Source organism: Winogradskyella litoriviva, assembly GCF_013249065.1.
In the GTDB taxonomy this organism is placed as follows: Bacteria; Bacteroidota; Bacteroidia; order Flavobacteriales; family Flavobacteriaceae; genus Winogradskyella; species Winogradskyella litoriviva.
The window spans coordinates 244669-267097 of the sequence record NZ_JABRWQ010000004.1; the positions used below are offsets into that span (position 1 = coordinate 244669).

23 protein-coding genes are annotated in these 22429 nt (G+C 31.3%); 3 read left to right on the top strand and 20 right to left on the bottom strand.

Annotation, left to right across the window (positions count from 1 at the left end; all coding sequences use genetic code 11):
• The first annotated feature begins 59 nt into the window (after positions 1–59).
• Positions 60–1178, top strand: a complete 1119-nt coding sequence (locus HNV10_RS10070) for a DEAD/DEAH box helicase (protein WP_173301523.1) — start codon at positions 60–62, stop codon at positions 1176–1178.
• Between the two features lie 309 nt (positions 1179–1487).
• Positions 1488–2477, top strand: a complete 990-nt coding sequence (lpxD, locus tag HNV10_RS10075) for a UDP-3-O-(3-hydroxymyristoyl)glucosamine N-acyltransferase (RefSeq protein WP_173301225.1) — start codon at positions 1488–1490, stop codon at positions 2475–2477.
• Positions 2478–2637: 160 nt separating this feature from the next.
• Here lpxD and HNV10_RS10080 read toward each other — a convergent pair whose 3' ends face one another.
• Complete coding sequence (locus HNV10_RS10080; RefSeq protein WP_157361556.1) at positions 2638–2901, bottom strand: hypothetical protein; 264 nt, start codon at positions 2899–2901, stop codon at positions 2638–2640.
• Positions 2902–3103: 202 nt separating this feature from the next.
• Here HNV10_RS10080 and HNV10_RS10085 point away from each other — a divergent pair, with 202 nt between their 5' ends.
• Positions 3104–3295: a cold-shock protein gene (locus HNV10_RS10085; protein WP_173301226.1), complete on the top strand. Its 192-nt coding sequence runs from the start codon at positions 3104–3106 to the stop codon at positions 3293–3295.
• Between the two features lie 841 nt (positions 3296–4136).
• Here the strand turns inward: HNV10_RS10085 and HNV10_RS10090 are convergent.
• The 19 genes from HNV10_RS10090 to HNV10_RS10180 all read right to left on the bottom strand — a co-directional run bounded on the left by HNV10_RS10090 (position 4137) and on the right by HNV10_RS10180 (position 22425).
• Entirely contained in the window at positions 4137–7040 is a 2904-nt protein-coding gene (locus tag HNV10_RS10090; protein ID WP_173301227.1) for an NACHT domain-containing protein, read from the bottom strand.
• Between the two features lie 394 nt (positions 7041–7434).
• Complete coding sequence (locus HNV10_RS10095) at positions 7435–8532, bottom strand: type 1 glutamine amidotransferase domain-containing protein (protein WP_173301228.1); 1098 nt, start codon at positions 8530–8532, stop codon at positions 7435–7437.
• 80 nt (positions 8533–8612) lie between these two features.
• Positions 8613–9473, bottom strand: a complete 861-nt coding sequence (locus HNV10_RS10100; protein ID WP_173301229.1) for an SDR family oxidoreductase — start codon at positions 9471–9473, stop codon at positions 8613–8615.
• 109 nt (positions 9474–9582) lie between these two features.
• Entirely contained in the window at positions 9583–10743 is a 1161-nt protein-coding gene (locus tag HNV10_RS10105; protein WP_241695495.1) for a serine hydrolase domain-containing protein, read from the bottom strand.
• 3 nt (positions 10744–10746) lie between these two features.
• On the bottom strand, positions 10747–11397 hold the full coding sequence (locus HNV10_RS10110; protein ID WP_173301230.1) for a hypothetical protein: 651 nt from the start codon (positions 11395–11397) through the stop codon (positions 10747–10749).
• A 32-nt stretch (positions 11398–11429) separates the two neighbouring features.
• Positions 11430–12524 (bottom strand): serine hydrolase domain-containing protein, encoded by a 1095-nt coding sequence (locus HNV10_RS10115; protein WP_173301231.1) that lies wholly within the window; start codon positions 12522–12524, stop codon positions 11430–11432.
• A 239-nt stretch (positions 12525–12763) separates the two neighbouring features.
• The gene (locus HNV10_RS10120; protein ID WP_173301232.1) at positions 12764–14506 is read right to left on the bottom strand and encodes a tetratricopeptide repeat protein; all 1743 of its coding nucleotides are present in this window, start codon (positions 14504–14506) and stop codon (positions 12764–12766) included.
• 324 nt (positions 14507–14830) lie between these two features.
• Complete coding sequence (locus tag HNV10_RS10125; protein ID WP_173301233.1) at positions 14831–15685, bottom strand: alpha/beta fold hydrolase; 855 nt, start codon at positions 15683–15685, stop codon at positions 14831–14833.
• A 29-nt stretch (positions 15686–15714) separates the two neighbouring features.
• Complete coding sequence (locus tag HNV10_RS10130; protein ID WP_173301234.1) at positions 15715–16677, bottom strand: NAD(P)-dependent alcohol dehydrogenase; 963 nt, start codon at positions 16675–16677, stop codon at positions 15715–15717.
• A gap of 6 nt (positions 16678–16683) precedes the next feature.
• A complete protein-coding gene (locus HNV10_RS10135) occupies positions 16684–17307 on the bottom strand; it encodes a CatB-related O-acetyltransferase (protein ID WP_173301235.1) in 624 nt (207 codons plus the stop codon).
• A gap of 13 nt (positions 17308–17320) precedes the next feature.
• Positions 17321–18007 (bottom strand): DUF6624 domain-containing protein, encoded by a 687-nt coding sequence (locus HNV10_RS10140; RefSeq protein ID WP_173301236.1) that lies wholly within the window; start codon positions 18005–18007, stop codon positions 17321–17323.
• Between the two features lie 36 nt (positions 18008–18043).
• Entirely contained in the window at positions 18044–18124 is an 81-nt protein-coding gene (locus tag HNV10_RS17375; protein WP_394353350.1) for a hypothetical protein, read from the bottom strand.
• 451 nt (positions 18125–18575) lie between these two features.
• Positions 18576–19292 carry a CPBP family intramembrane glutamic endopeptidase gene (locus tag HNV10_RS10150; RefSeq protein ID WP_173301238.1) on the bottom strand — a complete coding sequence of 239 codons (717 nt, stop codon included), beginning with the start codon at positions 19290–19292 and terminating at the stop codon, positions 18576–18578.
• The gene (locus tag HNV10_RS10155) at positions 19293–19856 is read right to left on the bottom strand and encodes a hypothetical protein (protein ID WP_173301239.1); all 564 of its coding nucleotides are present in this window, start codon (positions 19854–19856) and stop codon (positions 19293–19295) included. It lies immediately after the preceding gene.
• An 8-nt stretch (positions 19857–19864) separates the two neighbouring features.
• Positions 19865–20434, bottom strand: coding sequence for a hypothetical protein (locus tag HNV10_RS10160; protein WP_173301240.1), 570 nt, complete (start codon positions 20432–20434; stop codon positions 19865–19867).
• 34 nt (positions 20435–20468) lie between these two features.
• Entirely contained in the window at positions 20469–21071 is a 603-nt protein-coding gene (locus HNV10_RS10165) for a hypothetical protein (protein WP_173301241.1), read from the bottom strand.
• An 84-nt stretch (positions 21072–21155) separates the two neighbouring features.
• Positions 21156–21305, bottom strand: a complete 150-nt coding sequence (locus HNV10_RS10170; RefSeq protein ID WP_173301242.1) for a hypothetical protein — start codon at positions 21303–21305, stop codon at positions 21156–21158.
• Between the two features lie 30 nt (positions 21306–21335).
• Positions 21336–21923 carry a hypothetical protein gene (locus tag HNV10_RS10175; RefSeq protein WP_173301243.1) on the bottom strand — a complete coding sequence of 196 codons (588 nt, stop codon included), beginning with the start codon at positions 21921–21923 and terminating at the stop codon, positions 21336–21338.
• 37 nt (positions 21924–21960) lie between these two features.
• Positions 21961–22425: a thioredoxin family protein gene (locus tag HNV10_RS10180; RefSeq protein WP_173301244.1), complete on the bottom strand. Its 465-nt coding sequence runs from the start codon at positions 22423–22425 to the stop codon at positions 21961–21963.
• Positions 22426–22429: the final 4 nt, after the last annotated feature.

Genomic DNA, 22429 nt, shown 5'->3' on the forward strand with positions numbered 1-22429 from the left:
CCATTAATTCTATTGTTTATACGATGGACAAATTACCTTTGCACCTCAATAAAAACGCTATGGCTACATTTTCAGAATTAGGAATTCACAAATCATATATCAAAGGATTAAAAGAGCTTAACATTGTTAAACCTACCGAAATACAAGAAACCGTAATTCCTGTACTGCTAGATTCTAAAACAGATTTAATTGGTTTAGCCCAAACAGGTACTGGAAAAACAGCTGCCTTTGGTCTACCTGTTTTACACGCTATTGACACAAATAATACTAATGTACAGGCTTTAATTATTGCGCCAACACGAGAGTTAGTGCAACAAATACAGAAGCAATTGTTTAGGTTTACAAAGTATGCAGATCATAAAATTTTTGCGGAAGGTGTTTATGGTGGCGAAAAAATAGATAAGCAAATTAAAAAGCTAACAAGAACAACACATATTATTGTGGCAACGCCTGGCCGTTTGCTCGATTTAATTGAGCGTGGTGCCGTAGATATTTCTAAGATTAAAATTTTGGTTTTAGATGAAGCTGACGAAATGCTAAGCATGGGTTTTAAAGAAGAATTAAATAAAATCTTAAAGTATAATACATCTAGAAGAAATACTTGGTTGTTTTCTGCAACAATGCCTACTGAAATAAAAAACATAGTTAAAAACTATATGTCGCCAAACGCTGTTAGAGTAGAGGTCAACAAAAATGCATTGGTTAACGAGAATATTTCACATCATTTTATTCAAACAACCATTAAGGATAAAGTGAATATGATTATTCGCATTTTAGATAAGCGTCCAGAAGAAAGAGGTATTATTTTTTGTAGAACTAAAGCTGGTGCAAAAGCGTTATCAGAACAATTACAAAATGAAGGATTTGCGGTTGATGCTCTAGAAGGTGATATGCAACAAAAAGAGCGTGATAAAGTGATGAGAGCCTTTAAAAACGAAAGTTTACAAGTCCTTATTTCTACCGATGTTTCTGCAAGAGGTATCGATGTTAATAATCTAGGATTTGTGCTGCATCACCAATTACCAGAGCATTTAGATTATTATACTCACCGAAGCGGAAGAACTGCAAGAGCAGGAAAAACAGGACAATCTATTGCGTTAATAATTCCTGGCGAAATGCAAAGAGTAATTGAAATACAAAAAGCCTTAGGTATTACCTTTAGAGAGCTAACGATGTAGTTGGGTGTAAGTTTTTGGGCCTACTTGTCATTTCGACAGAGTGAGGAACGAGCGACGAGAAATCGCATTATGTAATTCTAAATTTACTATACATTTCTTTTTACCAATCATTTATAAGCTTAAAGAGATGAGATTCCTCTTCGTGCCTCATTCGGAATGACAAATCGAATCAAATTATTCTTTTAACGAGAATTACTTCCTCACAATTCAAATACAAAAATCATAACCTTAGAGCAGCAGAAAATTGCATTTTCATTTTTAAGCACTATCTTGTCTGTCTAATAAACTATAAACAACAAAATAATACTAATGAAATCATTCTCAATAGAAGACATCAATGCCTTTGTAAACGGTGAAGTTGTCGGTTCTACAACGCATAGAATTACAGGATTAGAGCAAATTCAAAATGCCACCGAAAATCAAGCAACATTTATAGGTAATCGAAAATTTGCAAAACTTTGGCCAGATTCTAAAGCGAGTTTAGCTATTGTAAATGACAATTTAGATATAGAACCTGGTGAAAATAGGGTATTGATTAAAGTGAAGAATGCCGATTTAACTATGGCTAAATTACTAGAATCGTTTACACCTGAAACGCCTTATTTTGAAACAGATATTCATCCTGCAGCCAACATAGATGCTTCTGCTAAAATTGGCAATGGCAGTAGAGTAGGTGCTGGTTCATACATTGGTAAAAACGTCGTTTTAGGCGATAACGTTACAATATATCCTAACGTTACTATTTTAGATGAAACTACCATTGGTGCTCACACGACTATTTGGTCTGGTGCTATAATTAGAGAGCGTTCTGTTATTGGTAGTCATTGTATTTTTCATAATAATGTAAGTATTGGTGCCGATGGTTTTGGCTATCGTCCAAGTGAAGATGGAAGAGGACTTGTGAAAATTCCGCACATTGGTAATGTTGTAATTGGTAATGGTGTAGAAATTGGTGCTAATTCTTGTGTGGATCGTGGTAAATTTAGTTCTACCATTATAGGCGATGGTTGTAAAATCGATAATTTGGTTCAAATCGCTCATAATTGTATTTTGGGTCGTTCTTGTATAATGGCAGGAAGTTCAGGACTTGCAGGTTCTGTAACCTTAGGTGATGGTGTAGTAATAGGAGGTAGCGCGTCTATAAAAGACCATACAACGATTCATTCTGGTGCAACCGTTGGTGCAGGTTCAGGTGTTATGAATGATGTTGCAGCCGGAAAAACAGTATTGGGTTATCCTGCTGTAGATTCTAGAGAGATGCTGAAACAATGGGTGGCGTTGAGAAAATTAGCGCGATAATCTTCAAACAAATAGTACAGTTTAGTCGTCACTTTGAGTGATGACATTCGATTTTTAGAATTTTGTATCGAGAAGCTTCTAGGTATAAGAGGTTCTCGATACAAATTTGCTATTGCAAATTCACTCGAACTGACGTTACTATGTAATATAAGCGGAACAATTAAGCCGATTTCTGCTCAACATTTTGTTTTAAATGCAACAAACCAGCCACCATGCCATCTAACTCATGCTCTAAGAAGCTGGCATTTCGTTTGCTAAAACCTTTAATGGTATTAGCATATAGTTCTACACCTGCATGCTTTATACAAACACTATACGTGTCGTTTTCTGCATCTAACTTTACCGAAGTTCTGTAATCACTAGAAATTAATAACCAGTAGCATAAGCTGTTAATCTGGTTAAACAAAGAGAATTTTGTTTCCATAATATTTAGATTTAAGATCGAGGGAAATCTGGTGTAAAGGTATTATCAAACCTGCTTTAGCTTTAATTTCTATGTTGAATCGTTAAGTTTTATCGATGATGTAGTTGTAATGAACTTAAAATCCGATGATTAACAACCCTTTTATTTTTGGCATCATTGTTGAATACCTCTAAGTAATTATTAAAATAAAAAATAGAATACAATGATTAAAGGAACAGTAAAATTCTTCAACGATGCTAAAGGCTTCGGATTTATAACAGAAGAAGGTTCAAACAAAGAACATTTTGTACACATCTCAGGATTAGTAGACGAAATTCGTGAAGGCGATAACGTTGAGTTTGATCTTAAGGAAGGAAAAAAAGGATTAAATGCAGTTAACGTTACAGTTATCTAACAATATATATTACTTAACCTAGAATTTATGGAGGCTCATCATTTTATGATGGGCTTTTTTTAATGCTATAATTGCGCGTGTTCAACATTTTGAAACACCGTATAAATACCTTGCAAGCGATTTATACGTTAACTATAAACTGTTTTTTTGAACTCATAGACTATTGCAGCAAGGTTATTGTAAGCGCTGTGGAGTAGTATTCTTTATATTTCTATTTTACATAATATAAATTATAGGACATTTATAACCTTTAGTATAATAGCGGTTTTAAGTGCTATTTGCCATCATTTGAGTTTTATGACAGCTGTGATAGATTATGTACAAGTTAATTGTGTCTTGGTTAGACTAATTAAGATGTGTAGCTATACTGATATTTTGTACTATTGCGTTTTTTGTTAATTTGCATAGACTGTACAACGCTGCATTTATTTTAAAATACGCGATTCTCAGCGATTGGTATTGTATGCATCTGCCATACCTAGTATAATTATAGGTGTCATTTATTTATACCAAGTTTATTTGTATACATATGTACCATTTTGAATCCTAATTATATAATTACAGTTATTCTTATTAAAAAAATACCTTACCCGAAGCATACCCGACGCACACCCGACGCATACCCGACGCATACCCGAAGGAGCTCTTTGTGAAAATTAGGTGAAAATGCGCTCAATTTGTGGTATTATGTAAAATAGAACTAGAAATTGTATTTTTTAAATTGATACTCCATTAATTCTTTAAAATAGTATATCATTTTGGAAACATATACGGTTCGCTATGCTATATAGTATGCTCTTCTCTCCTATTGTTTTATCCAAAATTTTATGATGATAATAAACTAAATATAAACAATCTCTTTTTTATTAATCTCATCAATAACAAAGAATAAATTTTCAAATCTTTTATATATATGAGGTTCACTAATTGTTTTTATTTCTTCTGCAAAATTTCCTTTATTTCCAGTTATTTCAAAGAGGCCGTCAATTTCTAATTTCGTTAACATTTTATTTTCTTCCAAAAATTCCTTTTCAAAATAATGTTCAATTTCAAAAAACTTAAATTCTTGTTTAGCTTGATTATAAGCAGCTAATTCATCTGGAATTGGCAAAATGATGGCATAAATATTTTTAGTCTTATGTTTTTTTATCACTCCAGGTTTAAAAACTTCAAAATCTTCATTTTTAAAACCATTAAATTCTTTAAACCCTGAAGCATCATTGTCAAAAATCCCAATAATTGTCTTATCTTGATATTTACCAGTATCCATTTCTAGAGCTATGTTATTTAATGTTTTAGCCAATTCATGAGTTCCTCCTCCATCTTTATTTGTTTTAATTTCACAAGATTCGACATTCCAATATGGTTCGGTATTTCCTGTTAAAGCCTTAAAAGCTTGCATCATATATGTTGCATCAGTTTTTCCTTCAGTATAAATTTCTACATTTTTAATTGGTTTAATAGCTTCTAAACTAGTAAACCTAGTAACATCAACACTATTGTCTAAGTAATACCTAACTCCTTTTTGCATTTTCTGTAGACGTTTTTTTAATTTATACCTCTCTTTTAATTCATTTTTGTTTTTTGGGTCTATAATGTCAAGACCATTATCAAATAATAGAGCGAAAATTGGATTTGAAAGAGTATTCTTCCTAGAGTAAAATAAATCTAGTTTATCATTTTCATCAAATTTATCTGAAGTTAAAGTTGCACCTATACAAAATAGCTTATATTTTAAGTTCACAATATCATTAGGCAACCCAGTATCCTCAATCTTGTCCAATTGTAAACTTATATGGTCAAATGCAAGCTTTAAAGTATCTTCAAGAGTTTTTGAATTGAAGTGATTAAAAAACCAAAAGAAGTTCATTAACGCAATATCTGCATCTCTTAAATTTTTAAAAATGGGTAATGTCGACGATAGTCGCTTAACATCTTGGTCAGCTTTAATTAAAAGCTCCAAAGATTTAATTACACCATCTTTTCTTAAATCGGAATCTGTTAACCATAAAGATTGTAAAATATAACCTAAACCAGAAGATGCTATTAATTCGTCTTTTAGTTCGGTGTATTTATCTACTCTAGTTAGTAATGCCGTCAAAAAATCTGGCATATCTTTAGTTCTACCAGTATAAAAAATAGCTGTGTTTTGCCAACTGAATTTTGTAAAGTTCTCAATTAGTTTTGGTTCTAAATCTCTGCGTTGATTAAAAATTTCTCTAGATGCATAATACTCCATAAAATAATCATGCTTAAAATCAATTTTACCATTTTCATCTTCATATAAAACACCTGTTCCTTGGGTTAAAGATTTGATTAGTTCAGGATAAACTTCATCTTTAATAGTTATATTCTTTCCTTTAAAAAATTTCTTTATAAATGATTCAAATTCTTGTTTTGACTTTCTCGTATTATTTGGGTCTCCAATAACTTCAACTGCATATATTGATAGAATTCTTTCTTTTATAGTTATATCTAAGAATTCAAGGCTAGATTTTACAGATGTTCTTCCCAATAAGAAAATATTAAAATTATCGTATATATCTGTTATTGTAGCTGGTATTTCATATTGTTTTTCTTCAAAAAGTATTGAAATGAGCGACACAGTTAGAGGTGTAATTGGTATTTTTTCTAATATGTTATTATCATGAAGCGTATCCCATAATTTATTCGATTTTTCTAAATTAAACCTAAAAAAATTATCCAAAAATAATTTAACTTGGTTCATATCAAAATTACTTAGGTTAACTCTAATATGGTCATTCAATTCAAAACCTTCAACTAGGTAATCGTAATTTCTTGTTCCTATAATAAAACGAATTCCTATTTTTTCTTTTAAATCATGTATTTCATTTAAAACCTTCAATTGATTCTCCCTTTCAAATTCATCAATAGAATCAACAATTAAAACAATCTGATATTCGTTATATATTCGCTCTATATCAAATGCTTTATAAGTTTTTAGTAACTCTTCATCTAAAATCTTTTTAATCTGAAATTTCGACTCAAGAATTTTACTAGCTTTAATTATTATTGGTATATTTTTAAAGATTAACTCTTTATTTTTTTCAATAAGCTCCTTTCCTATTTCTTTCAGCAATGTACTTTTACCAGTTCCAGCTTCACCTGAAAGCACATAACTACCTGATTTTATAATTTTATCCTTATTTACCCTGCTCTTTGTTAAGGTCTCCGTTTCAGAATCTTCTTTATATATATATAATTTTGGTTCTATAAATATTTCTAATAACTTATCATATTTATCATCTAATTTTAATAAACTTTTTAAATGTTTATCTGCTTGTACTGAATCAATAAAGCTTATTTCATATGGCTTTAAGAAAGTGTCATTATGCGACCAAAAGTCTTCATAATATTCATTGATATTATCAATTACATCTTTTTTACTCCAATACTCAATTACTGTGTTTTGGTTTTCACTATTTAGCCAATCTTGAAAATAGTTTGAAAGTTTGGCATTTGAAGTAACAATATATAAATGGTCATATTTAGGAGTAATGTTTTTTACTCTTTCATCAATAGCTGGAACTTTGCCGTTTAATTCACTTAACGTAATTAAAAAAAATATTTTTTGATTTTTAAGGGCTGTTTTTTGAGTTGCTTCGATTAGATTGTTTGTAATCCTAATTACATTTTCCAAACCCATTCTAACTAACAAATCTTCAATTAGTTTAGAGAAGTCGCTTTCTTTATCTATTGCTTCAATTATACCGTTCTTGTTCATATTTTATATACTACCAAAATTATCCTACTAAAATATGATTATTGAATTAGAAAAATGCAATAAGTTTATTAAAATCCATTCCACACATTATGCTTCCCTCCTACGTCGTCGCATAAAGAATGTTTAATCACAAGGTTAATATTGTTTTAGATGAATTTTTGAATCTCGTACATCGATTTCATTAACTAAGTAAAAAAAAACTTATAGATTAAATTTTTCTGTAATAAGAAGACAAACATGCGCTTTTAACCAAAACTTATGTTGTACATAACGCAAGTACATTATAGGACATTTGCAACCTTTAGTATTATAGCGGTTTTAAGTGCTATTTGCCATCTAAAACTAAAGTTGACCAAAAGCATAAACTTATGACTATTAATATTCTCATTATTTTCTATGTATTCGGTTCAATATCTTTTGCATAAGATGCTAATCGAAGTATATCATAAAACTTTTTAAGGTCACCTTGTATTATTGAAATGGCACTATGACTTACTAATAATGATCTAGAAACGGATTGTTTATTTTTTTGAATGATTTGTTTAATTTTTGCTTTAGAATTTTCTAATCCTTCTGTTTTGTATGTATATAATACTTTAACTGCATTTTCTTCAGCTGTTATTGTTCTTTGTTTAGGTGTATATCCCATTTGTTTCACCATAGTTTCTGCTAATGCCCAAACCGACCATGGGTTTTGTCCTGTTATTAAATTATTATCATGGCTGATTTTTTCCAGATACATGAAATTTTCGTTAAATGTCGCTCCTTGAGCAATCAATTTGTCTTGCAATAAGAAAGGAAATATTGATTCAGCTTTTGGAATTAACAATAATTCTTCCTTATTAGTAAAGCCACTTACCTGTTTGTTTTTTAAAAACAACTGTCCATCTTCTAATTTAACATTTACCAATGCTGCAGGTCCATGACAAACTGCACCAATGACTTTGTTATTATTATGGAAGTTTTGTATTAAGGCTTGGATATATTTGTTATCTGGAAAATCATACATAGCGCCTTTACCGCCAACAAAATAAACAGCTTTATAATCTTTAGAAATAACTTCATCTAACAACAGACTATTATTTACTTTGGACTGTGCGGTTACATCATTTAAAAACGCATAATCAAAAACTCCCATATCATCATCATCTAAAACAACTGGTGGCTGACCGCCTAATGGACTTGCAATATCAACTTCAAAACCATTAGCTTTAAATACATAATAAGCTCTTGCTAATTCTGTGAGTTCATAACCTGTACTTTTACCACTTGATCCCATTGCATCTGTGCTTGTTACAACAGCGAGTATTTTTCCTCTATAAGAAGGGACATCTTCGGTAAGATATGTAATATCACTTACCTGACTATGTATTAATTCTGCCTCCTCTTCTGGTAATAGACTGGCAATATATATACCTAAAAGCAGTATTAAGGTAATCATAAGAGCCAATGAGGCTAGAATCCATTTTAAAATTTTATACTTTTTAAACATAATTTTATTGGTTAATTAATTTATATACTGAAGACGACTTATAATGAAAATCGCTACATGTAATTAGAAACAACGTGCTATTAAGTTTGTTCTCTAAAAAACTTATACAACCTCCTAGTTCCAAAACGCGGTGCAATGTTATCTTCTGCCATAAGTGTTAAAAAGAACTCAATTGGGCCATACGTTTTAGATGTTGTAAACGTGCGTACAGTCCAAATCACAAATTTTCTTACCCAATCTGGTAAATGAATAATTTTTATTGGTTTTTGATGTGCATCTAAAGCCATTTCTCCTATTTCATTTAAGGTTAAAATATCAGGACCACCAACTATTATTTCATTGCTAGTTGATTTAATAGCTTGCAAACAAACGATTGCCAAATCTTCGCCATGAATGGGATTAAATTTTTGTTCTCCATTACCGAAAAGATATATTTTACCGTTTTTTGCCATGTCTAAAAAATCTTTCATATCAGAAAAAAAACCATTCGGACGAATTACAACATATTCTAACCCAGAATTTCTTAGAGCATCGACAAACTTTTCTTTAGCTTCAAATATTTTTAGATGTCTATATTTATTACCATTAATTGCAGATACATAGATAAACTTCTTTACTCCTGCTCTTTTTGCTTCGTTTAATAAGTTTAGATTAGCCTGATAGTCGACATCCATATAAGTTAAACCATCTTTTTGACGTGTAATACCAACTGTAGATATAACAGTTGTTACTCCTTCGCAAATTCCATATAACGTATCAGGCTTGGTTACTTCAGCTTTTATAATTTTTACTGTTTTACTTTCAAAAGATTTAAGAGTTTTTGTTGACCTTGCTATGAGTTTAGCTTTAAAATTATCTTCGACTAAAGCTTTAGCAACATAACCACCTAAATAACCTGTAGCTCCTGCAAGTAAAACGGTTTTTGAATTCGTAGTGTTCATTATTATGATTTTTTTATAACCTAGATTTTACACTGCCTAAATGTAAATCACCAACCAATTTAGATTGTGCGTTGCGTGTTCAATCCCTTTTTTCTAAATTTCGATTCTGTTAATTTTTGTTTTCTATAAGTTTAAGTATTTCATAAACCAACAGTAATGCTTTTTTAGAAGCTTCTAATTGATTTAACGTACCAGAGATGTACGTGTCTAATTGTTTACAATACCATAAGAATGACGCTGTACTTCCTGGATGTCCAATCAGTTGTAGTTCTGAGTCTCTATCTATTAAATCTTTAAAAGATACCTTACGTATTCCAAATCCATATTTCATTCCCTTTGTTTCGTATATCCAATTTTGCATTGATATTCGAGTCTTTTTATTTACAATTAAGTCATTATTAAAAGCTTCAAGAAATGTGATTAAGTCATTTGTTGTCGATACTAAGCCACCTCCACCCCAATCGGCACTTAAACTTTTAAGGGTTGATAACTCAATATCTCCAACAAAGAACTTAGCCATAGGAAAAGTTTTGTCTATTGGTGATGATTTTAGGTTGATGTAAGAACTATGCATTTTTAAAGGCTGAAAAATATTTTCTTCTAAGAACTGAGAGAACGTTACACCGCTTACTTTTTCTATAATCAATGCTAAAAGTACATACTCTGTATCTGTATAATGATAGTATGTACCAGGAACAAAATGAGGTTTCATGTTATGCTTAGTAAATTCTATCATTTCTTCTGCTGACCATGACTTATTGGTGTTCATTAATATCTGATTGATCATATTAGGACTTCCATCAATAGTGTTGTCTGTAAAATAGTCTGGCAAACCTGAAGTGTGTTGCAATAAGTGAGCAATTGTAACATCTTTTGAATAGTCTTTACCATCCAAAACGTGCAGATTATACATCATAGTTTCTGATAAATATTGAGCAATTTTATCTTCAAACTTTAGCTTATTGTCATCAGCTAAAATTCCTATGGCTGTTGCAGTAAGCATTTTAGTGACACTAGCTGTATAAAATGGGCTGTTGATATAAATAGAATCTTCTTTACTTTTGGCTAGTTGAATATCAATACCACGAGATTCAGAATATATATGTAGAATTCCACTTTTAATATTTTCTTTTTCTAATTCGGTTTTAAATAATTTTGTGACTTCATCATCAATGATTTGCTGACCAAAACAGTTTAAACTAATAAAAAGAGTCAAGCTTAAAAATATAGTTCTCATAGGATTTGTATTGATGTAATTTGACGGTATCATAACTTAAAATCTTATACCAATATATAGATTAGGTTCAAACAAAAAATAAGATTTCCACCTGTTGTCTAGCTGCTTAAAGTCTTCAGGTGTGTTGGTGTCAATAATCCAATTATTACAATGAAATTGAGGCTCAATAAAGAATTGTTTCTTTTTACCAAAAGCGAAGTGATAACCAATGTGATAAGAGGTATACAACTTAAAACCATTGGCTATTTTCTTATTGTCTAAATCTAAATAGGTTTTGTATTGTGGTAATACTTCTACTGAGGCGAATAACCCTTTCCAAAGCATACGTTGATATGTTACTCCTAAACCTGTTTCACGCAAGTAGCCAGGATAAAATTCGGTTTCAGAATCTATTTTATCTAAAAGCCCGTCCCACCATTGAATGCCCATAGGCTGAAATAATCTCCAAGTAGCAAATTTTACACCGACAATGTTTTTAGAATCTAATTGACGTTTTACATGAAATTCTATGTGTTGCGTATTAATTCTTTCTCCTCCTTTACCAATATTGCCTAAGATTATTGCAGGAAAGCTCACTCTGTATTTGTAATCTTTGTTATCTTTTGTTACATCTTCTTTAATGCTTTGAGCAAATCCATTTGTAGCAAGTAGTGCAAATAATATTGTTATTGATACTAACTTTTTCATGTTTCTATTATTTTAAGAGTCGTTTACTATTTTTAATTAAATTCATTTGTTAATACCTGTTGAATAATGGCATTACGTTGTGTCCCTGTATCGTCTTGATTATTACTTAAAAGCACAATTGTTGCATCATACTCAGGTATAAAGCCAATCATACTCCAATAACCATTAATATCACCTCCATGCCAGTACATTGTAGTATCTCCTTCTTGGGTAGTGAACCAACCTAAACCAAAATCAACAAAACCACTTGGTACGTTTTGCGCAAATATTTCGGTTTTTTCAGTTTCTGTAAACCAAGTGGTTTTAACAGCATTAGTCCACGTTTCCATATTTTTGGGTGTACTACTAAAATCGCCTACACCAAAAGCAATAGTCATTGGATACGTACTATTAATGCTGCCACTTTCATAACCTTCAGCATGAGTATCAGCATCAATAATATTGTCACCTTTATAGGTGTCAGTCATTCCTAAAGGGATTAAGATTTTTTGCTGAATATACTCGTGGTAAGACATTTGAGATAATTCTTGAACTAATAAAGCTGCGATAAGAAAGTTTGAATTGCTATACTGTTTACCAGAACCTGGCTCAAAATTGAGTCCGTTTTCTGAAATCATATCAGTAATAACTTCATATATATCTTCTTCATCCAAGGTTGCTCCTTGTTCGTAAGCGTCTTCAACTACAAACTGATAATCTGAAATGCCAGATTGATGCGATAATAACTGTGCAATGGTAATTTGTTCGCCATTAGGAAATTCTGCATCAAATTCGTTTAAGGTTTGGTTAAAATCACTAATTAAACCATCACGTTTTAGTTGTACGATAGCTGCTGCTGTTAACGTTTTAGTAACTGAACCTATACGGTAAGCAAGGTTATCACTTTGAGGCATTGCTGTGCTTTCATTTGCCAATCCAAAACCTTGACGTACTAAATCATTTCCATTTTTAGTTACAATGGCATACCCTTGAAAATCAATATCAGTTAATACATTTTCAACGGTTGTGTTATTGTTATTCGGTGGATTGACATTGTCATCATCATTGGAACATGATGTTAAAAAAGTAGTCATAGATAGTAATAGAACTATCATAAAATGACCTGTCGTTTTGAGCTTGTGAATCATTGTGTTGGTTTTGAATTTGTGATTTGATAAATTCATAAGTGTTCGTTTTTTATTGATTAATATTAATTTGATAGTGCAAAGTTGATGCATAATAAGCCTCCAATCGTCCGAGATTATAATTTCGAACGTTCGGAATTAATTTTAAATCAAATTTGAGTAGTAAGTTTGAGAGTCCGCTTTAAACCAATTTCGGTAGAGGATTTTAAATAGAAGTATGAGTATTACTTGATGACGAGTATTTAATTATGAGACTTGACCCATTGACTTGGTGTAACACCTTCTGTTTTTTTGAAGTATGTATTAAACACACTTTTAGAATTAAAACCGCTATCATAAGCCAAGCCCAAAATAGTAATGTGCTTAAATTTTGGGTCGAGTGCAATGGTTTTAAAATGTGTTAATCTGAATTGATTAATAAAATCGTTGAAGTTTTTATTATACTCTGCATTAAGTAACCACGAAAGCTTGTTTGGATGCAAATCAATGCTATTACCAAGTTCTTTTAAAGAAAGATTAGGATATAAATAAGCCTCATTATTTTTTATAAAATTCTCTAAAACTAATTTGTATTTATCTATTTCAGAAGTATCCAATGGTTTTGTAACTTCTTTTTGGGCGTCATTTAAAGATTCTTTTTTTACAGGAATAAACCCTGAAGAGATAATTTGTTTTTTGATTAACCTAAACCTTTTATGATGTCTCAAAGGCTCTAAAAATGGGTCTAATTGAAAATTGACGAGTTGCCCGATTTTCAGTTTCATTTTATCTTCAAAAATTTGCATTGCTTTTTCTGTTTTACCAGAATGTATGAGGAAATAAAAGTGCCAAGGGTAAATACTTTTAAAACTCTCTTCAACATCAACAATTATTTCATCAATCCCAATATTTAACTGCTCATTATTAATCAGACTATAGAGGATTTCACAAATTTTTGGACTTATTAATTGCGGCATTGTAGCTATATAACTTTTAAAGTTAGTTTTGTCATTTAAAAATATAAAGCAAGCCAATTTTGTCTCAATTGCTAAAGTGAAATTTGGATCAATCCTTAAGCATTCATCAATATAATTAATGGCTTTTCGATATTCTTTTTTCAGAAAATACACATTACCTTTTGTAAAATGGTGATTAGGTGATAAAGGACTAATTTCTATAGCTTTACTAATGTTTAACAAGGCTTTATCTAATTGATTTGTGGCCATATAAATCTCAGCAATTCCCTCATAGGCTATAGCATAACTCGTATTTTTATGCAATGTTTTTTTTAGAGAATCTATACTTTTAGTATAATTCCAATCATTCCAAAAGTTTAACGAAGACTCAGAAAAATAACCTAAATAAGATGTAGCGTTAATTTTCAAACCTTCCTTTAAATAATACCTAGCCTTCTTCTCCCCTTCTTTTTTTTCAATAAATCCCCAACTCGATAATATGCCATAGGATCTACTTATTGCAAAATAGGCATCATAAAAATTCTTGTCAATCTCAATACTTTGTTTATAACAATTTATGGCCTCAATATAATCTTCTAAAGCCCAATTAAGTTGATAGGCTCTTCCTTTTAAATAGAGTTTATAAGCATTAATATTTTTAGTTCCGATAATAGATATATGGTTAGAGATATCTAAATGCCCGAAATTTTCTCGTATCTGCTCAGCAATGATGAGACTAATTTCGTCTTGAAGCTCGAAAATATCATCTAATTTTCTGTCGAAATCTTGTGACCAAACTTGAAAGCTGTCATTGGTTCTAATCAATTGAATATTAATACGAATTCTTGCATTAAATATTCTAATACTGCCTTCGAGAACTGTTGCAACTTTTAATTGATTACCAATAGACCTAACATCTACGTTCTTATTTTTAAAAGCAAAAGAAGAAGTTCTTGCTATAACTTTAAGACCTTTTACCTTTGTTAAGGCGTTAATGATTTCTTCGGTTATACCATTGCAAAAATACTCGTTATCAATATTATTACTCATATTGACAAAGGGTAAAACTGCTATGGATTTTTGGTTTATCAAATTTTAATTTTATACAAAGAAAAATAAAAAATATAGAAACATAAATAAGTGAGAGCAAATCATTTTAAGTATTCCCATATAAACTCATTCCACACACATTACGCTTCTAAAATTCATGATCTAAATCACTTAAAATAGATGTGTCGAAAATAAGCCCATGTTTACACTTTAGTGAAACCTATCTTGAGCAAAGTCGAAAGGCGCAGTGCAGGTGGCACAGCATTACATTATAGGACTTTTCTAAATAATTAAACACAATTGCCTTGAAAGCGTTGTCATAATTTAAAAGTCTTTTAGTATACCTTTTTCAATTAAACTAAAATTATTTCGACTAGGTACATGTTTTGAATTTTCTAATAGCACACTATTATTAAGTGATGGTAATACCTTTTTGGCTCTTTTAATCATTTTTTCACCTGGAAACATAATGTCATTTTTACAGGCGAAAATGGTAATTGGTGTTTCTATTTGTTGAGCAGATTTTTTAGCTATAATGGGTAATGGTGAAAAATCCATATTACAATTTAAGAAAGTGGTGGTGAGAAACTCCTGCGCAAAATCATCGTATTCCGTAAAAAGTACATTCATCACTTTTATTATTTTCTGTTTGTTCCCAGTTTTAATAAACTTTTTTAAGGGGATAAACATTTTCCATAAATTAATTAATGGGTTCCCGTTAACAATATAAACAGGTGCTATTAAGAAGACTTCCTTTATAAGTATTTCACTATATTCGAGCGCTTTTAAACTAATTAATCCGCCAAAGGAAAACCCAACTAAAGTGACGTCTTTTAGTCCTAATTTGATAACGACTTCTAACAGCCATTCTCCATAATCGAGCGATTTTATATCTAAGCTTTGTTCTGCGCTTTTGTTAGGTTGGGCAAGCACATCAATGGCATAAACACAGTATTTAGATGATAAATTAGGGAATGATTCTAAAATTAATGGTGCACAACCACCTGTACCATGAACAAGAACTAAAGGTGGTTGTTTTGTGTCACCCGTAATTATAATATTTGTATTACCGAACTTTGTTTTTAATAGTTTTTCGGAATAATCTATATTGAGTTGATTAAGCTTTTGATTGTAAAGTTTTAATATCTTTTCTTTTCCTTCTTTTGATTTAAAAAACATACACTGTTCTTTTTTTGATTGATGAATTCTTATTGATTTATGAGGACGATGTTCCCTACTTTTCGGTCAGTTTCGAGATAATGATGCGCTTTTTTAATATCTGACAAGTAGTAACTTTTATCTATAACCGTTTTAAGTTGTTTTTGCTTAAAAAAGTCTACTAATTCTAAAAGCATTTGTTTTAATTCCTCTGGTTTTTTTAGACCTGTAGCTGCGAACTTTACTCTTTTTGGATTACTCATTGAGTGCCACAAGATATTTAAGCTTAATACAGGCGTTAAAAATACGCCTCCAGATTTTAAAGCATTTCTGGACTTACTATAATTGGTTTTTCCTACTGAATCATAAATAACATCATATGTTTTGATGTTTTTTGTGAAGTCGTTGTTTTTATAGTCGATTACAAAATCGGCTCCTAAGGCTTTAACCAACGCCATATTCTTAGTACTACAAACACCTGTAACGGTAGCACCCATAAGTTTTGCAATTTGCACTGCGGCCGTTCCTAAACTTCCTGAGGCACCATTTATTAAAATATGTTGTCCTGGCTGAATGTTTGCGATATCTTTTAAAAAGTTATAAGAGGTTAGAAAACCATCACAAACAGGTGCAGCCTCTTGATGTGATATATTGTTGGGTTTAAGCGCAATTATTGAGTCTTCAGCAATGCATATAAATTCTGCGTTAGTACCATTACTAAATAGTTTTTCTCCAAAAATTTCATCACCTACGTTGAATTGCGTTACCTCTGAACCAACCGAATCAATAACTCCAGAAAAACCTGTACCTAGTGACGTGTTCTTTGGTTTAAAAAGACCGAGAAACAATCTCCCGAATTTGGGTTTACCTGCTCGCATCATTGTATCGGCACGAGTAGCGGATGATGCTTTAATTTGTACTAACATGTCCTTCGATTTTGGCAATGGTTTTTTCGATTCTAAAATTTGAATAACTTCTGGTGAACCATAAGATGTATAAATTGCTGATTTCATAATCACTTATTCTATTAATTTTTCAATTTTGTTGTCCGTTAAGTTTTGAATGTTCTTTGTGATTTTTTCGATATCCCAATTCCACCATTTTAGTTCTAAGAGTTTTGCAACTATAGCCTCTGAAAATCGCTTTCTGATTGCTTTGGCAGGATTTCCACCAACAATTGTATAAGGCTCAACATCTTTAGTTACGGTTGCGTTTGTGGCAATAATTGCACCATCTCCAATGGTTATACCAGCCATAATAGTTGCGTTATAACCAATCCAAACATCATTACCGATCGTAATATTTCCTTTATTTGGATAGCTTTTTCCATCCATTGCGTTTTCCCAACCCTTTCCAAAAATGGCAAACGGATAGGTTGACAATGCATCTGTTAAATGATTTGCGCCATTCATTATAAATTTTACGTCAGAAGCAATCATACAGAACTTACCGATTATTAATTTGTCATCTACAAAGTCAAAAAGGTATTTTACATTTTTCTCAAAGTTCTCTACATTTTCAAAATCGTCATAGTAAGTATAGTCTCCAATACTAATATTAGGGTTTTTTACAACATTTTTTAAGAAACAAAGTCTGTCGTAATTCTGAAGTGGGAATTTTAAGTTTTTGTCTGGTCCATGCATAGGTGTTATGTTTTTAGTCAGTACTATTTATTTTGTGCCTTGCTTGCTCAAAGTCTTTTGATCTCTTTATCTGTTCTTCAAGATTCCATTCAAAATCAAATCTATTCTTTAGGAATATGGCAATAGAGTCTAAACCAATTTCAGTTCTTCTCTTATCAATATTTGCAGGATCAAAGACTGGCCATAAATTAAAACTTTTGGTTTCTGGATAGTATTTCATTTGTCCACCATAGATTTGTAAATCACCTCTTTCTGTAGCAATTCTGTCTTCTGCTCTTACCAAAAAGCGTGGTTCTAACTTTTTGTCTTTAACCGCCTGCCTCATCATTGGCAGGTATTGTATTCTAACTTCATTATCTGCGTGTTGAATAACATTACAAATGGTCCAATTACCACGTTCTCCCATCAATTCTTTTGTTGGCCAACCATGTTTTTCAAGGATACTTTTCACTTTAGTTTCATTAATTATATGATTTTTATCTATAATAACTTGCTGTTCTTTTACCAACTCTGAGTCGACACCATAAATAGAAATTAAGGAATCTCTTAGTCTAATTGGTAATTGTTCTGTTTGCCAGATCGTATCTATAACTGCAATAAGATTTTCTTGAGTCTCCTTTTCTATTGATACAAATTTTGACTTAGATGTATTAGAGCATCCCATCATTATTAGTAAACTTGTTATTAAAATATATTTCATCTTTATATATAATTGTATTTTTTTCGTTTTTCTGATTTATTTAATTTTTACTCCTTTTACCAATAACCAAATTCCAAAATTGAGTTCGAAAATTGCACCTGGAGCCATAACTACCATTAACTGTTTTGAAGTCTCTGGAAATAGTATTTGCAATGTAAAACCTATAAATACTGTTGCATAAGTAAAAAATCAGGTGAAGCCAACTATTTTGGCTTGTTTCTGAATATTTTGAGTGTTTAAAATTGATGAATTCATTTCTTCTTTAATTGTTGATTAATTCATATTGATTTATAATGACGATGTTACCCACTTACGACAGTTTCTAAATTTCTCTGTTCTCAATCTTTATCATAGCTAGCTCTACCGATATAATGGCTTAAATGAAAATAGTTCCCTTTTGGTGCTAATTGATATAGGATAACAGAATAATCAACACCTTTTTTAATTAATTTAAAACTCAAGATTCCTTAAAAAAGAGCCATTTATAATCACTCCTTTTTTTAAAGGTTCTGATTTAAAAATCAAAACATCCTTTAATTTGATATTCTCCTTTTCTAAAGGACAAGCTCTAAGATATAATACCATTATTTAGGTACAATCCAATAAGACTGAAGGAATTAATAATTCCATGTGCAATTATTATAGGAAAAAGTTTTCGCTTAATTATAAAATAGACTGAACCAAATATAAGTGCAATACAACCAGTGGCAATAACACCTGCTAGTCCCTGGTAAATATGTAACATTCCAAATATTACAGCATGTGTAATTAATGCTATAATTATTCCCGATTTATTATTTCCAGTAAATTCAACCAATCTATTTAGTAAATAGCCACGAAATAACAATTCTTCACCTAACGCTGCACCAAACCAAACAACTGTAATTAGGTAACTTATAAACACAAGAGGTTTTCCCATAAAAAAGGCAAATCTATCAGCTACATCTGCTGGGTTTGTTAGACCAAAACTTTCCAAAATTGGTTTTACAATTAGTCCCATAATTGAAAAAACTAGTATTACAGTGCCAAGTGCTATCAATATATTAATCAACCAATTTTTTGTGCCTTTTGGAATCTGAGGCCCAAACGCTTTCGATTTTATTTTATTCTGTTTCATAAAAATTGTACTAACTATAATTCCGCACCAAATTGCTATTGAGCCAGCACCAATCACTTCGAAATAATCCGCAAGGTGTTTTATGGTTACTATAGTTAGGAATACAATTGCTATTTCTACAAGTATTTTAATTTTAAAGGATTTCTTTTGTGGTTCTATATTATTCATTTAATTGTTTGTTTTATTTATGGTTTTTAGCCCAAGTATCGTTAAAACGATAATTAGGATAACAAAAAAAGCAGTTGTCGAAATACTTTTTATCAGTGAAAATAAGCTAGTTGTTTTTACTGAAATCTCTATTAAATCAGGGTAACTTTTTAGCATTATGATAATACCGATATTCTCTAGATAATCAGCAATCCCAGCAATTATAGGAATTAGGCAGAGATACATATATTGGGAATTTAATTTGTTCAATTTTTTTAAGAAATATCCCAAAAGCAAACCGTAAGAAAGTCCGAATAGTAGTGGGTAAATCATATCCACAGGTATTTGATTGGTTAGGTATGTTAAACGTCCATTTTCTCCAAGTGAAGTGAATAATTCATTGACATAATTTAAATTATACCCTGTAGGCATCATATCCAGTAATTTCATTCCGTTAGAGAATTCCATTGTTTTAGGAATTGTAACAGTCAGCATAAAGGTGTAAACAACATTTGTCAAGATAAAAAGTCCTAAAACTTTTTTTCCTGAACTATTCTTTTCTATGAATTTTGTTAAATGTTTCATTTTTTAAGTTAAAATCTATACCCAATTCGCAAGTGCATATTTAATTCCATTTCACTTTTGTTCTTTACATAACCTGCTCGTTTAGCAAATGTGTAACTAAATCCTGCTCCAAGTCCTGCTTCATAATTAAAATGCTTGCCTAAATTCCGTCTAATTCCCCAAGTTGGTATAATGGAAAAATCACTCACAACAGGAGCATTGTCTTTATTGAATAAGACAAACCAGTCAGGATGATAGCCCATTTTTAAAGCAATAAAATTGCCACTATTACCATCAATTCTTTTTGATTTCTCTGAGCGTTTTTTGAGGTTGTAATAGAACCTTGGTTCCACAACTATAACAGGTGTTAATAGAAATGGTGAATCATAATCATCGTAAAAAGTTGTTTCCCAAATACCAAAATCAAAACCAAGTTCTGTTCTCAATGCTATGGTATTTGATAGTTTTGCTTCATTATATGCCCAGATTCCTAAAACTCCGGTTTGTAATCCATATATTGATTTTTCTACACTTGTGTTTTGTGATTTGACGATAAAAGTGAGTCCACACAAAATCAAGGTAAATATTGTTTTTTTCATAATAAAAATTTTAAGTGAATTTGTTAATTCTAACCTATAACCAGCTAAACCCTAATCCAACATTAAAGATTACTACATCTCTATGTGCATCTCCATCTAAAGATGCACGACCCATAACTAGTTTAGATTGTACATTAAGTGCGAAATTTTTCTTTTTATAGATTTCGTACCCTGTACTTGCCATAACAGCGCAACCAAAGTTCCAGTCATCATTTACATCGTCTTTAATATCATAAAGTGCTGGCGCATCTATAGCTAATCCAATGCCTCCGTGAATCCACCAACGGTCTTTTACCCAATATTGCACAGAAGGAATGAACCCTCCGAAGTGCCTGTCGCTATCTTGAAATTCGTATATGTTTCCTGGTAAAGAAGCGGTAATGGCGAGATTATCGTTTAGCATATAGCCAAATTTTAAATCAGGAAAAACGAATGTTCCTTGAGATTTGTCAAACGTTTGAATACCTGCACTATCTTCTAAACTGATAATACCGCCACCTGCTACGAATTCGAAGATGAAGCCATCTCTTTGTTTTGTTGATTCTGGATTTGTGTTTTGTGCATATGTTATACTAGATACTAATGCAAAGGCAATACAAGCTGTTCTTAATAAAATTTGATTTTTGATTGTTTTCATAATTGTTCGTTTTTTGATTTTAATTGATGTCATGATTGTTCATTTTTTGATTGATGATTTATTTTTGTATTGTCAGTTAATACATCAAGATTTTTTTGAGTATTCTAACGCTGCGCCAATAGCAATTCCAATAGGAAGCCACAAAGCTATGTTTGAGGTTAATAAGCCTAATAATACTCCTAAAACTATGCCTATTGTAAGTCTAATTCCTTTTTTACTTTTAATTAATTTCATAATTGTTCGATTTTAATTATGTGGTTGTTTTTATTTCGAATATTCAATTAGTTCCTCCACGTAGTGAAAATCACCTTGACTTTGAGTTAGTTTTATGAAATTTTTTACAGCAGGTGCATATAACCAAACTTCAGTTTCATCTGCGTTATATCCTCTGGAATTGGTGGTTTTACCAATGTATTTAATTGTGTAAGCCATAAATGCTCCAGCCTCTACTGTTTCTTCTTGGTAGGATAGTACCTCGGCATTCTGACTTAGGCTTCCTGTAGTTCCATCTTGACTAGTCCAATTGTTTTCATACTTCCATTTTTTACCCACTTTAAGAGGCCAGTCATACTTCGGTGTTTCGCTAACCTCTGGTTTAGTAATTTCGGAAATAGGTATTGTGTCCTTACCGATAGTCATTCCTAAAACCTCTCCAAATTTTACGACTTTCCTTGTATCTGTTCCTTCTGAACGTATTTCTCCTTCGGTAGTTACACCTTTATACTTCCATACCCATTTTTCACCAATAGTATAGTCGTTTAGTGTCGGTTGCTGTGTAATACCTGATTTGATTTTGTTGTTACACGCGCTAAGAATCGTAAAAGCAAATAGTACAATAAATCTATTTTTCATTTTGTCTTTTATTTTTTATTAAAATTTTTCTCTCAGATTAAATCTTTAAAAGCATTTCAAGGAATTTTGTTTTCCCAACTTTTCCAACAGCGTAGTCCTTTACTTTTCCTTCAGGATTAATGAAAACTGTAGTTGGCGTAGCTCCAATATTATAATGCTTTACAAGTGCTTTTGCATTTGGGTCATCAATATCAATTTCAACTGGTACAACTTCCGCATGCATAGCTTTCATAACTTCGCTATCAGCAAAAACTTGACGTTTCATAATGCGACAAGGTGAGCACCATTCTGCAGTAAAGAATATCATAATATTTTTGTCAGAATCGTTTGCATGCTTTTGAGCGGATTCAATGTCGTTTGTCCAAGCAATATCATTTGAAGGTGCATAAAATGAGTACCAGGCATACCAAAGGGAAACCACAAGAAAAGTCAGCCAGAAAAATTGCCAAAAGGGATGTGATTTCTTTTTTGATGGCTCTACATTTGAATTATTTTTCTTCATTTTT

Bases quoted from the DNA above. Each gene is read 5' to 3' on its own strand.
- HNV10_RS10120 (WP_173301232.1), bottom strand. From the start codon at position 14,506: ATGAGTAATAATATTGATAACGAGTATTTTTGCAATGGTATAACCGAA.
- HNV10_RS10165 (WP_173301241.1), bottom strand. From the start codon at position 21,071: ATGAAAACAATCAAAAATCAAATTTTATTAAGAACAGCTTGTATTGCC.
- HNV10_RS10095 (WP_173301228.1), bottom strand. From the start codon at position 8,532: ATGTTTAAAAAGTATAAAATTTTAAAATGGATTCTAGCCTCATTGGCT.
- HNV10_RS10150 (WP_173301238.1), bottom strand. From the start codon at position 19,292: ATGAATAATATAGAACCACAAAAGAAATCCTTTAAAATTAAAATACTT.
- HNV10_RS10135 (WP_173301235.1), bottom strand. From the start codon at position 17,307: ATGCATGGACCAGACAAAAACTTAAAATTCCCACTTCAGAATTACGAC.
- HNV10_RS10090 (WP_173301227.1), bottom strand. From the start codon at position 7,040: ATGAACAAGAACGGTATAATTGAAGCAATAGATAAAGAAAGCGACTTC.
- HNV10_RS10180 (WP_173301244.1), bottom strand. From the start codon at position 22,425: ATGAAGAAAAATAATTCAAATGTAGAGCCATCAAAAAAGAAATCACAT.
- HNV10_RS10130 (WP_173301234.1), bottom strand. From the start codon at position 16,677: ATGAAATCAGCAATTTATACATCTTATGGTTCACCAGAAGTTATTCAA.
- HNV10_RS10125 (WP_173301233.1), bottom strand. From the start codon at position 15,685: ATGTTTTTTAAATCAAAAGAAGGAAAAGAAAAGATATTAAAACTTTAC.
- HNV10_RS10070 (WP_173301523.1), top strand. From the start codon at position 60: ATGGCTACATTTTCAGAATTAGGAATTCACAAATCATATATCAAAGGA.
- HNV10_RS10170 (WP_173301242.1), bottom strand. From the start codon at position 21,305: ATGAAATTAATTAAAAGTAAAAAAGGAATTAGACTTACAATAGGCATA.
- lpxD (WP_173301225.1), top strand. From the start codon at position 1,488: ATGAAATCATTCTCAATAGAAGACATCAATGCCTTTGTAAACGGTGAA.
- HNV10_RS10160 (WP_173301240.1), bottom strand. From the start codon at position 20,434: ATGAAAAAAACAATATTTACCTTGATTTTGTGTGGACTCACTTTTATC.
- HNV10_RS10105 (WP_241695495.1), bottom strand. From the start codon at position 10,743: ATGATACCGTCAAATTACATCAATACAAATCCTATGAGAACTATATTT.
- HNV10_RS17375 (WP_394353350.1), bottom strand. From the start codon at position 18,124: ATGGTAGTTATGGCTCCAGGTGCAATTTTCGAACTCAATTTTGGAATT.
- HNV10_RS10155 (WP_173301239.1), bottom strand. From the start codon at position 19,856: ATGAAACATTTAACAAAATTCATAGAAAAGAATAGTTCAGGAAAAAAA.
- HNV10_RS10110 (WP_173301230.1), bottom strand. From the start codon at position 11,397: ATGAAAAAGTTAGTATCAATAACAATATTATTTGCACTACTTGCTACA.
- HNV10_RS10175 (WP_173301243.1), bottom strand. From the start codon at position 21,923: ATGAAAAATAGATTTATTGTACTATTTGCTTTTACGATTCTTAGCGCG.
- HNV10_RS10140 (WP_173301236.1), bottom strand. From the start codon at position 18,007: ATGAAATATATTTTAATAACAAGTTTACTAATAATGATGGGATGCTCT.
- HNV10_RS10080 (WP_157361556.1), bottom strand. From the start codon at position 2,901: ATGGAAACAAAATTCTCTTTGTTTAACCAGATTAACAGCTTATGCTAC.
- HNV10_RS10115 (WP_173301231.1), bottom strand. From the start codon at position 12,524: ATGATTCACAAGCTCAAAACGACAGGTCATTTTATGATAGTTCTATTA.
- HNV10_RS10100 (WP_173301229.1), bottom strand. From the start codon at position 9,473: ATGAACACTACGAATTCAAAAACCGTTTTACTTGCAGGAGCTACAGGT.
- HNV10_RS10085 (WP_173301226.1), top strand. From the start codon at position 3,104: ATGATTAAAGGAACAGTAAAATTCTTCAACGATGCTAAAGGCTTCGGA.